The sequence below is a fragment of the Hallella sp. genome (assembly GCF_037460745.1).
In the GTDB taxonomy this organism is placed as follows: Bacteria; Bacteroidota; Bacteroidia; order Bacteroidales; family Bacteroidaceae; genus Prevotella; species Prevotella faecis.
Genome location: NZ_JAXVAE010000080.1, coordinates 43,581 through 55,413 on the forward strand (window position 1 = coordinate 43,581; position 11,833 = coordinate 55,413).

At 54.1% G+C, this 11,833-nt stretch carries 8 protein-coding genes and 1 tRNA gene; 2 read left to right on the forward strand and 7 right to left on the reverse strand.

The window, feature by feature from the left end; translation table 11 throughout:
* Positions 1-9 precede the first annotated feature (9 nt).
* Both ftsH and rsfS read right to left on the reverse strand, forming a co-directional pair.
* Positions 10-2,115: an ATP-dependent zinc metalloprotease FtsH gene (gene ftsH, locus WKK33_RS04580; protein WP_337568703.1), complete on the reverse strand. Its 2,106-nt coding sequence runs from the start codon at positions 2,113-2,115 to the stop codon at positions 10-12.
* 55 nt (positions 2,116-2,170) lie between these two features.
* Positions 2,171-2,530: a ribosome silencing factor gene (gene rsfS / locus WKK33_RS04585; protein ID WP_287769206.1), complete on the reverse strand. Its 360-nt coding sequence runs from the start codon at positions 2,528-2,530 to the stop codon at positions 2,171-2,173.
* Between the two features lie 330 nt (positions 2,531-2,860).
* Between rsfS and WKK33_RS04590 the strand changes: the two genes are divergently transcribed.
* Positions 2,861-2,931, forward strand: a tRNA-Gln gene (locus tag WKK33_RS04590).
* A gap of 54 nt (positions 2,932-2,985) precedes the next feature.
* Positions 2,986-3,744, forward strand: a complete 759-nt coding sequence (locus WKK33_RS04595) for a M15 family metallopeptidase (protein WP_337932691.1) — start codon at positions 2,986-2,988, stop codon at positions 3,742-3,744.
* A gap of 302 nt (positions 3,745-4,046) precedes the next feature.
* Here the strand turns inward: WKK33_RS04595 and WKK33_RS04600 are convergent, their stop codons facing one another.
* The 5 genes from WKK33_RS04600 to WKK33_RS04620 form a co-directional block, all read right to left on the reverse strand.
* Positions 4,047-6,017: a DUF349 domain-containing protein gene (locus tag WKK33_RS04600; RefSeq protein ID WP_337469663.1), complete on the reverse strand. Its 1,971-nt coding sequence runs from the start codon at positions 6,015-6,017 to the stop codon at positions 4,047-4,049.
* A gap of 214 nt (positions 6,018-6,231) precedes the next feature.
* Positions 6,232-6,774, reverse strand: a complete 543-nt coding sequence (locus tag WKK33_RS04605; RefSeq protein WP_337932693.1) for a hypothetical protein — start codon at positions 6,772-6,774, stop codon at positions 6,232-6,234.
* 487 nt (positions 6,775-7,261) lie between these two features.
* Positions 7,262-8,188, reverse strand: a complete 927-nt coding sequence (locus tag WKK33_RS04610; RefSeq protein WP_215759417.1) for a magnesium transporter CorA family protein — start codon at positions 8,186-8,188, stop codon at positions 7,262-7,264.
* A 254-nt stretch (positions 8,189-8,442) separates the two neighbouring features.
* Entirely contained in the window at positions 8,443-9,897 is a 1,455-nt protein-coding gene (locus WKK33_RS04615) for an aminoacyl-histidine dipeptidase (protein WP_337932695.1), read from the reverse strand.
* 27 nt (positions 9,898-9,924) lie between these two features.
* Complete coding sequence (locus WKK33_RS04620) at positions 9,925-10,929, reverse strand: lysylphosphatidylglycerol synthase transmembrane domain-containing protein (RefSeq protein WP_337568712.1); 1,005 nt, start codon at positions 10,927-10,929, stop codon at positions 9,925-9,927.
* Positions 10,930-11,833 lie beyond the last annotated feature (904 nt).

Here is an 11,833-nt window from a genome sequence, read left to right on the forward strand (position 1 = left end):
TGTGGGGGCTTATGCCTTGTTGGTATCTTGCGTTTCGTCGTTGCTGCCCTGTTCGTTGGTCAGGCGTTTCTGCTCGGCTTGCGCAGCGTCGTGCTCGGCTTGCGCCTGCTTCACGATGTCGGGCATGTCTTCCAACTTAGGCTCGTCTTCTTTTTCTTTCTCTTTGGCCAGTCGTTCATTCTCTTGGATGATCTCTTCCGAGCGGCTTGCCCAAGGGCGCTTGCCAAAGATCTTCTCCACGTCGTCGGCGTAGATCACTTCCTTGCTGAACAACAGTTCGGCCAGTTGGTGATGGCCCTCCTTGTGCTGGTTCAGGATGTCCTTGGCGCGAGCATACTCCTCATTGATCATCTTGAGCACCTCATCGTCCATGATCTTGGCCGTTGTTTCGCTATAGGGGCGCTGGAACTGGTAGTCCTGATTGTTGTAATAGCAGATGTTGGGCAATTTCTCGCTCATTCCTGCGTATGCCACCATGCCGTAAGCGCTCTTGGTGGCGCGTTCCAGGTCGTTCATGGCACCCGTTGAGATCTGTCCCACAAAGAGATCCTCAGCGGCTCGTCCACCCAGCAGGGCGCACATTTCGTCGAGCATTTCCTCCTTGGTGGTGATCACTCGCTCCTCGGGCAGGTACCAAGCGGCGCCTAAAGCCTGTCCGCGTGGCACGATGGTTACCTTGATCAGCGGGTTGGCGTGGCGGCAGAACCAGCTGATGGTGGCGTGTCCGGCCTCATGGATGGCGATGGAACGCTTTTCCTCGGCAGTCATCACCTTGGTCTTCTTTTCGAGTCCGCCGATGATGCGGTCTACGGCGTCGAGGAAGTCTTGCTTGCTTACCGTGCTCTTATTGTGGCGAGCTGCGATGAGGGCAGCCTCGTTACACACGTTGGCGATGTCGGCGCCCGAGAATCCCGGCGTCTGTCGGGCCAGGTAGTCGATGTCGAGCGTGTGGTCGGTCTTCAGCGGTTTCAGGTGCACCTGGAAGATGGCCTTTCGCTCAGCCAGGTCGGGCAGGTCCACGTGGATCTGCCTGTCGAAACGTCCGGCGCGCAGCAATGCCTTGTCGAGCATGTCGACACGGTTGGTGGCTGCAAGCACGATGACACCCGAGTTGGTGCCGAATCCGTCCATCTCGGTGAGCAGTGCGTTGAGCGTGTTCTCGCGTTCGTCGTTGCCACCCATCGAGGGGTTCTTGGAGCGTGCGCGTCCCACGGCGTCGATCTCGTCGATGAAGATGATGCACGGAGCCTTTTGCTTGGCCTGCGCGAATACGTCTCTGACGCGCGATGCGCCCACACCGACAAACATCTCAACGAAGTCGGAACCCGACATGGAGAAGAAGGGCACGCCCGCTTCGCCCGCCACGGCTTTCGCAAGCAAGGTCTTACCGGTTCCCGGAGGGCCAATGAGCAGCGCTCCCTTGGGAATCTTTCCGCCCAGTTCGGTGTATTTCTGTGGGTTCTTGAGGAAGTCGACGATCTCCTGCACCTCTTGTTTGGCGCCCTCCTGGCCTGCTACGTCCTTAAAGGTTATGCCCATCTCGCCAGCCTTGTCGTAGAGCTTGGCCTTGCTTTTCCCCACGTTGAAGATGCCGCCTCCGCCGCCTCCGCCACGCATGCCGCGTGTCATATACCAGAAGAAGAATATCAATGGCAGGAGCCACAGTACATTGACCAAGAGGTTGAGCATGTCGCCGCTCTTCTCGTTCTTATAGCTGAAGCTCTTCAGCTTTCCGCTTTTCTGTTGCGTGTCGAGGTATCGCTCAAGCTCGTCGACCGAGCCAAACTCCACCTTGACAAAGGGGCTTGATCCTACCTGCTGGGCCGTTTGTTGGAAGACGTTGCGGATGTATTTGGCCTTGACGAACATCTGGAGCGTGTTCTCGTCCTTGTTGATGATGACGTTGTCGGCGTAACCTTTCTCCACATACGACTTGAAGTCGGTGTAAGAGGCATCCTTGCTGGCGCCTGCCGATTTGGCCAAGGAGTCGCCGCCGCCCGTGAAGAACAAGAATGCCAGGGCCACGGCAATGAAGATGTATAGCCAGTTCATGTTGAACCGGGGCATCTTGGGTTGGTTATCCTTGTTGGGGAAGGGATGGTTGTTGTTTTCCATGATTACTTATTGATGTGTGTGCTTGGTCGGCACTTGCCTGTTGGTGTGCCAACGATCAGTCGATATTGGGCAACCTGGTCAGTTTGGCGTCTTCCCAAAGGTTCTCCAAGTCGTAGAATGTTCGCAGTTCGGGAACGAAGATATGCACCAGGACGTCTACGAAGTCGATGGCCACCCATTGGTTGGCTCCGAGTCCGTTCACTCCAACGGGCTTCTCCTTCAGTTCCTTTCGGCACACTTCGCTGATCGATTCGGCGATGGCCTCCACCTGTGAGGGTGAGTTACCCTGGCAGATGACGAAGCTCTTTGCGATGGCTCCGTCGATGTGGCTCAGGTCGGCGATGACGATGTCTTGTCCTTTCTTCTCTTGGATACCTTTGATAATGGCGTTTACAAGATTTGTTGTCTCTGTCATTAAAATGTTCTTAATAATACGATTGTCGTGATAATTATCTTAGATAGTTGGTACAAAGTTACATCAAATCATTGACATATCCTTGGAAAAACATACATATTTGATGTTTTTTATGAACTAAGTGCATTCCTTAAGGTTCGCGCCTTTCTACCTTATTATATATGTTGGCTATGATGGGATGCGAACTGTGAAGACCCGAATTGGGGTGTTTTGTTGAAAAAGGAGAAAAAATAATAGGTTTTGCGAAAAAAGTTGGTGAAACCTTTGGCGGTTTCGAGAAAACCCGCTACCTTTGCACTCGCAATTCAGAAATGAATACGCAAGGAACTTTGGGGTATGGTGTAATGGTAACACTACAGATTCTGGTCCTGTCATTCATGGTTCGAGTCCGTGTACCCCAACAATAAACCAAATTGCTTTCAACGGCAGTTTGGTTTTTTTGTTTTATAACGCTTATGGTATCAAGAGAAAAATGGATAGTCCGACTGGCGTATGTGGCGCTGTCGTTGTTGTTCGTCGGCATGTTGGTTTGGCCTTGCTTGGGTCAGGCCCAGGGTTCTGGTGCGCCCCGAAAAGGTCTTTTGTGGCGTGCAGGGACGGTTGTCAGCCCACAGGAGGTGGATAGGGTAGGTGTGGAGCGGTGCTTCCGTGTGGAACCGATACCCGATGAGGTGTTTGCCCGCATGCGTGGCAAGTCGTACCCTGCTCACTGCCGCGTGAGCCGTGAGAGCTTGCGATATGTACGGTTGTTGCATCGCGATGCGGGCGGTAGGATTCGTATGGGTGAGTTGGTGTGCCACAAAGAGGTGGCTTCCGACATGCTTCGTATCTTCCGTCGGCTCTATGATGAGCGCTATCCCATCCAAAGTGTGCGGTTGATCGATGACTTTGGGGCAGACGATGAGCGGTCGATGCGCGCCAACAACACCAGTTGTTTCTGCTATCGTGAGGTGAAAGGGTCGAGTAAGCTATCGGCTCATGCCCTTGGGACAGCGGTTGACATCAACCCCCTTTACAATCCTTATTATCGCAAGCATCGCAATGGCAAGGTGACGATCCAACCGTCGAATGCCGCCAAATACTGCGATCGCACGGCATCTTTCCCTTATAAGATTACACGTGGCGACCTGGCCTATCGTCTCTTTGTAGCCCACGGCTTTCGTTGGGGAGGCGCTTGGCGCACGGTAAAGGACTATCAGCACTTCGAGAAATAGTTCCTCATCAGCCATCAGGTCTTGCTTTCAGCTGGCCAAGGTTTACCCTCGATCGGCCATGGTTTAATTTCCGTCGGCCATTAGGTCTTGCTTTCAATTGGCCATTAGAATTGAGCCCCAATTGGTCTAATGACCGATTGGGGATTATTTGTGCTCTCTTGATTCTTCCCCCCTGCATCTTATATCAGCAAACAGCCCTCTCCGTGCGTTGTCTTTCGCACGGAGAGGGCTGTGATTGTTGTGGCTACGATTGATTCGGCGGCTGTGGGCCGTGGCGTAGCGTTCAGGCGCTTGGGTGCCGCTTAGTCTTTGTTTTCAGCAGCTTCGTTGGCCGTCTTCTCTTCCTTGTTCTGGTTGTCGATGGCCTTGATCTTCTGGCGTGTCAGCTCCACCTCGTCCTTGAGCTTCTGCACCTTGCGGTTCATCTCGTCGACGAGTGAGTTGCCGCGCTTGCTGGCGATGTTGAGGAATCCGAGGTTGTTCTCGTAGGTCGACACCTCTTGCTTGAGCTGCTCATAGCGGCGCATGAGGCGTGAACGCTCGTTGTCGACGGCGTCTTCTCCTCGCTTGGCCACACTCTTGAGGTTGCTCTTGAAGTTGTCGAGGCGGCGGCGCTGTGTGGAAATGTGCAAGTCCTTGTAGATCTTGTCGAGCACATCGTGGAACTCCTTGTACACCTTGTCCTTCTCCCTGTAGGGCACATGGCCGATGCCGTTGTATTCCTCGATGAGCTGCTGCACCTTCTCCTGCACATTGCCGGTAGCTTCCTCGGCGATAGCCTTCAGCTGCTCTATGACGTTGCGCTTCTTCTCCAGGTTGGCGTTCTCCTCGCTTCTTGTGCCGGCGTGAGCGGCCTTGCGTGCGTCGAAGAAGTGGTTGCAGGCCGTGAGGAAATCGCTCCAGAGCTTGTCGCCCAATTTCTTGGGCACTGTTCCGATGGTCTTCCACTCCTTCTGCAGGGCCACGAGCTTGTCGCTGGTAGCCTTCCAGTCGGTTGAGTCGGCGAGCTCCTGTGCCTGAGCCACGAGGGCGCGCTTCTTCTCGGCGTTCTCGGCAAAGCGCTGCTTCATCTCCTTGAAGTGTGCAGCCTTGTTGGTGAAGAACTCATCGCAGGCGGCGCGGAAGCGTTCGAAGATCTTCACGTTCATCTTCTGCGGTGCGAATCCGATGCTCTTCCACTGCTGTTGGATAGCGATGATCTGCTTGCTGTGGTTCTCCCAGTCGCTTGAGTTCTTGTTCTCCTCCTTGGCGATGGCTTCCACCTGCTCGCAAAGCTCGGTCTTTTTCTGCAGGTTCTCTTCCTCCTGGGCTCTCAGCTGCTCAAAGTGCTGCTGGTGCTTCTTGTTGATGACGGTGCTGGCGGCCTTGAAGCGGCTCCATATTTCCTCGCGAAGCTCCTTGGCAACGGGGCCAATCTCGCGATACTGTACGTGCAGCTCCTGCAACTGGTGGAATGCGCTCACCACATCATCCTCAGTGCCCAGGCGCTCAGCCTCTTCGCAAAGCTTGGTCTTCAGTTCCAAGTTTTTCTTGAAGTCGTACTCGCGTGCCTCGCGGTTGAGGTTGAGCAAGTCGTAGAACTGCTCCACATAGAGTTGGTAGTTGCGCCACACCTCGTTGGCCTTCTCAGCGGGAACGGCCTTGATGTCTTTCCATTCCTGCTGCAGGGCCTTGAACTCATTGTATGACTTGTTGGCCTCCTCGGGTGAGGTAGCCATGGTTTTTATCTTTTCGATGATTTCCAGTTTTCGCTTGAGGTTGCTCTCTTTCTCAGCCTCTTGCTGCTGGAACAGCTTGGCGCGCTTCTCTCTGATGACCTGCATCTGCGCCTTGAAGTCGTCTTCGTCCTCATCGGGTGTCACGACATACTTCTCGGGGTCGCCTCCGGCCTCCAGGTAATCTTTCTGTTGCTGCTCGCGCTCTGCTACGTGGAACCTGTAGAAAGCCGACTTCAGGTGCTCCACCTCGTCTTTGTTGGGAGCATCCTCGCTGCTGGCTATTTCCTTGGCACGCGCCAGCACCTCTTGCTTGTTGGCGTAGATTTTCTTGAATGTCTCTTCCTTGGGTGCGCCCTCAGCGTCGTCCGTTTGGGCTTCAGCCACCTCTTGGTTGCTGGCCACATTGTCGGCTTTCGCCTCCGGCTTGTCGTTGGGCGTTGCTTCCGCCTTCACCTCTTCGGTGCTCACATTCTCCACTTCAGAAGCTGCTTGCGCTGTCTTCTGCTCGTTTTCAAACTTGTCCTGCTGCAGAACATTCTCTTGAGAGTCCATCATTTCACTGTTTTAAGTTTATGACTCAGGTTCCTGTGCCATGCCCTTTGCGCAACGATAGCCGTTGAAGGGCGTGGCGACCAATGTTTTAAATTATTTTTTGCAAACTTAAACAAAAAAAACGGATATGGCAACAAATCGATGTTTTTTTTTCGTTGCATGGCCCTTTTTGTGGTCCTTGCCCTTTCATCGCTGGGCGAAGGCAAGGGCCATCTGGCTAATAATACTCTTCTTCGGTTATCTTGGCCTTGACGGGCTCACCGAATGATTGCTTGAGGAGATTGTCGTAATCCATGTCTCTGAAAAACTTGACCTCGTCTTTCTCTTTTTGTGTGGTAGCGTGGGTGAGGGTCTCGTCGAGTGCCAGGTGGTAGGCCATCTTGCCATCCCTGAACAGGATGACGCAGGCTCGGCTGACCCGGCCGTCCCAGTTGTGCTTGGTGCTGATGAGGACATCGTAGAGTTCAATGGCTTTGGCAAAGGCCTTGCGTGCCCGTGCGCGGTCGCCTTGATAGTCGCGTGCCATGCCCTCAAGAGTGTAGAACTGCGGGTCCTGCGGATACACCCGGTGCAGGGAGTCGAGGCATGGATATAGGTGCAGGAAGTCACGGTTGCGCATCAATGCGTCAATACGCATTCCGGCTTGAAAGCGTTCTTGCTTGGCTTCCTGTTGCCTGTCGTTTCTCGCCTTGCACAGCAGCAAGGTGAGCAACAGTGCGCACACCATGAAAAAGAGTGTCTTGATAGTCTTTGTTACCATAGGTTTATGTTTTAAGTGTATGAAAGGTGTTTTGGTATCCGTGGAGTTTTTCTGATCCGCTTATTGTGCAAAATGCAATTGTGACTTTATAGAGTCATAATCCGCCTTCCTCCAATATTGTTCCACTTCCGGTGAATCCTTGTGGTTATGTCTGATGGCCAATATCTCGTCAAGTGCTTTGTTGTAGGCATTTTTCCCATGGAGCGCTTGTATGATGAAAGCACGGTTGACTAAGTTGAACATATTGGGATCTTTTTTTATGATCGAGTCGTAAATGGGTAACGCCTGGGAATATGCAACACGAGCCTTCAGCGTGTCATGTTGCATGTCATGTGCCCAACCCTCTGCTGTAAGGCATGGACATAAAAGACGCATCGTGTCTTTTGTGGCTTGTGGCGTGAATAGAGGTGGAGACGGTAAGCTCGCAAGGAACCTACCGCCCCGTTGTCGTAACAAAAAGGCGTGTGGTTTGCTCAGGCAGGATGGCTCACAGCAACCGCTTGTATCGCAGCACCACCCAGCAGAGGGCGCTGACGGCGAACGACATGACGAGCGTAATGGCGAATCCCCATGAGTTTTCTTCCAGTCCGTTGATTACGTTCATGCCATAAAGTGATGCGATGAACGTTGCCGACATCATGATGATGGTGACGGAGGTGAGCGTACGCATCACCGTGTTCATATTGTTGTTGATGATGCTCGAGTAGGTGTCCATGGTCGACTCCAGGATGTCTGAGTAGATGCTGGTGGTTTCTCTCGCCTGCGTCATCTCGATGTTGACGTCTTCGATGAGGTCTGCGTCGAGCTCGTCCACCTGCAGTTTGAACTTCAGTTTCTGCAGCAGGTTCTCGTTTCCCCTGATGGAGGTGATGAAGAATGTGAGCGAGTCTTGCAGCCTTGATAGTCCGATGAGGCTCTCGTTGTTCACCTCGTGGTCGAGGTTGTGCTTGGCTTTCTCGATGAGCGCGTTGATTTGCTTCAACCGTTTGAGGTACCAAACGGCCGACGACAGAAAGAGACGGAAGATCATGTCAACGTAGTCGGTGAATCCCTCACCGCGTTTCTGCTGATACGACACGAAGTCGATCATCATGTTGGTTTCGTAGAAGCACACCGTGATGGTTACGTCGCGCTTGTGGATGATGCCGAGGGGCACGGTGGTGTAGGGCGTGCGCGACCGTATCTCCTTGACGTAGGGTATACGCAGGATGATGAGCATCCAACCGTCGTCGTACTCATAGCGTGCGCGCTCATCGGTATCGCTGATGTCGCTGAGGAAATAATCGGGTATGTTGAACTTCTCTTCGAGTTCTCGCTGGTCCTCGTCGGTGGGGCATGTCACTTGAATCCAGCAGTTGGGTTGCCATTCGGGAATGGCTTTCAGGGTCTTTTCAATGTTCCAATATGTCTTCATTGTAGCTAATCTCCGTCATTAAACATGTTGTGGGGATTAGCCGCGTCTGCGTCTGATCCTCACGTCATTGGTTGAAATTGTCCGCGTGATAATCGTCCATTTGTTTTGTGATATTGGTTTTGTGGCTGCAAAATTATAAAAAAACAACCAAAGGGCGCGCAAAAAATAGAGTTTTTTGCGCGCCCTTGGTTATTTTATCCGTTTTGTCACACAGGGGGAGGCTGCCATGGCAAGTGGCACCTCCGCTTGTGTGTTTACTTCTTCGGAGCCTGCTCCAGGACGGCGATGAGCATCTTCCAGAACGGCTCGGCGGTGGCAATCTCGAAGCGCTCCGTGGTGGTGTGCGGCGAGAGCAGTGTGGGACCAAACGACACCACGTCCATGCCCGGATACTTGCTCAGGATGACCGAGCACTCCAGTCCGGCGTGGTCGGCCTGTACGATGGCCTCTTCGCCCGTCTGGTCCTTGTAGACCTTTCTCATGAGGTTGAGTATCTCGCTGTCGGGGTTGGGGTCCCATCCGCCGTAGCTGCCGCTGAGCTCGGTCTTCATGCCGGCCATGTCGAAGCAGCTCTCGAGCGTGGTGGCCACATACTCCTTCATGTCCTCGCGGCTTGAGCGTGCCAGGATCTTGATGACGGCCTTTCCTGCCTCGATGTCGATGATGGCGAGGTTGGAAGAGGTCTCCACGACGTTGGGGTAGGCCGGGATCATGCGCACCACGCCGTTGTGGCAGGCATAGATGGCGTTCACGAGGTTGTCCTGTATCTCCTGCGGAACCAGTTCGGCGGGGTTCTCCACCTCCTCGACAAAGAACTCGACGTTCTTCTCGATGCCGCGATACTCATCCTTGATGATGGCGCGCTGCTTGTCCACGAGAGCTTTCAGGGCTTCCACCTGGTCGGCGGGCAGGGCCACGACCACTTCGGCCTTGAAGGGGATGGCGTTGCGCATGTTGCCGCCGTGCCATGAGGCCAGGCGTGCGCCCGTCTCGGCGATGGCCTTGCGCACCAGGCGCACCATCTCCTTGTTGGCGTTGGCGCGTCCCTCGTTGATCTCCAGTCCGCTGTGTCCGCCGCGCAGCCCTTTCAGCGTGACGCGCACGGCCTTCTCCTGGTTGTTGGCCACGGGCTTGTACTCGAGTGATGAGGTCACGTCGATGCCTCCGGCTGAGCCGATGACAAACTTGCCCCAGAGCTCCGAGTCGAGGTTCATGAGGATGTCAGAGTGCAACTCGCCCTCCGGCAGTTCGTTGGCGCCGTACATGCCGGTCTCCTCGTCGCGCGTGATGAGCGCCTCCACGGGTCCGTGCTTCAGGTCGGCGCTCTCCATCACACCCATGATGGCTGCCACGCCGATGCCGTCGTCAGAGCCCAGCGTAGTGCCGCGTGCATGCACCCATCCGTCCTCGATGTAGGTCTCGATGGGATCGGTCTCGAAGTTGTGCGTGCTCTCGGGCGTTTTCTGCGGCACCATGTCCATGTGTGCCTGCAGCAAGACCACCTTGCGGTCCTCGTAGCCCGGTGTGGCGGGCTTGCGCATCACGATGTTGCCGGCGGGGTCTTGGAAGGCCTCCACGTTGTGCTCCTTGGCCCAGTCGAGCAGGAACTGCTGTACTTTCTCAAGATGTCCTGACGGACGTGGCACCTGTGTCAGCGCATGGAAGTTGCGCCAGATGGCGGCGGGTTTCAGGTTTGCGATTTCACTCATAATATTATGTTTTAAAAGTTAATGGAATCAGGCTGTGTGTGGCGCCATGGCCGACCGCTTGCGTGTGAACGAGAGCGCCAGCCAGGCGTAAACGCCGAGGAGCACCACCAGCAGTGTCTGCACCGAGTGCACGACGAGCACGAAGAAGAGCGCGTCGTTGGCTCCCACGCCATAGAGCATGAGCATGGTCTTCACGGCGAAGTGCCAGGGCCCCGCTCCGTTGGGTGTGGGCACCACCACGGCTATCGATCCCACGATGAAGGTCACCAGGGCGCTGCTCATTCCCAGGTGGGAGGTGGCGTCGAAGCAGAAGAACGTGAGGTAGTAGTGGAGGAAATAGCTCAGCCAGATGGCCGCCGTGAGGCCGATGAAGAGCGGCACGTTCTTCACGTAGCGCACCGACAGCACGCCTTGCCACAGTCCGAGGAATATTCCTTTCACCTTATTATATATAGCCATGCTGCGCAGCAGATACCACAGCAGAATGATTACCGCCACGCCGCAGATGGCCGTCACCATCCATCCTGTGGAGGAGAAGCTGGCCAGCATCTCGTCGACGCGTGTGCCCGTCTTCTTGAAGAAGGTGTCGAAGATGCTGAATTGGCAGAGCAGCGTGATGCCCGTTACCACGAGGATGAGCGTCGAGTCGATGGCCCGCTCTGTCACCACGGTGCCCAGGGCCTTGGGAAACGACACGCCGTCCCATCGTTTGAGCACGCCGCACCGTGCAAACTCGCCGATGCGCGGTATGATCAGGCTTACGGCATACGAGAGAAACACGGAGTTGATCGCCACGGCGGTGCGGGGCTTCTCGCCCACGGGCTCCAGCGTTTGCCGCCATCGCCAGCCACGGAAGGCTTGCGCCATGATGCCGAATGGGAACGACAGCAGCATCCATGTCCAGCTCATCTCGTGGAACAGCACGTGCTCCATGCGATGGAAATCGAAGTCGCGATACATCCAATAGAGAATGGCACCGCCGAGTATCAACGACAGCGCCACTTTGAGAATGTCGCAGAGGGTCTTTTTCATTTATTTCTATCAAGGTCTTGCCATAGGGCGCAATGGGCGTTTGCGCGTGCTGCGCCGAATGCAATCTGTGTTATGCTGTGATGCAACTTTATTAGTACAAAGATAGTGTAAATCGGTCGAACGGCAAAGGAAATAAACTTTTTTTTGATTTTCCACCTCTTTATTCCATCTGCCAGTGGCATGGTAGGGGACGGGGTGGGCCGCCGTGGCGTGCCAAAATGGCCGATGGCACACGCCGAACGTTTTCGTTAAGCCAGATGAGCAGAGCTAAGTTTACTTAAGCTCTGCCATGGCGAGAAAACGTGCCTTGTAAAGGAACGACATATAGGCACATGCTGCCGACTTAGGCTTGACCTATGTCAAACGGGGGCGTTGATATGCGTCAAGCGAATTGACGCGGGTCAATTAAATATAGGAAAAACACACGATTTTAGCCTACTGTTTGCGCACACAGCACGCTTTTTGTACCTTTGCATCGTCGAAAGACAAGAAGATTGTAATTCAAGTAACACCGCGCAAGCGGAAAAAAGAAAGGCCGCCCACAAGGGGTGGTGATTAGAAAATTAAAAAAACAGAGAAAGGAAAAAGTTATGAGTATGATGACATTTATCACGATCGCAGCTGTCATGTTCGTAGGTGCTTCAGCCCTGGCATTGGTTATGGACCACATGGTGGAGGGTGCCAAGTAAGCGGACTGCCGCTTTTTAATTTTGACTATTAGTTTTGATTCGATAAAGAAGGCTGGGGTTCCCACGTGGAGTCCCAGCCTTTTTCTGTGTAGGTAGGGGCTTTTTCGTATATGAAAGAAGGGGACCATCGTGTGGTTGGATACCTCCCAAACGTTACATTGTTGGCTCATCCGACATTTGGAGTGATTTGAAGTGCGCATCACATCTAATAGCTC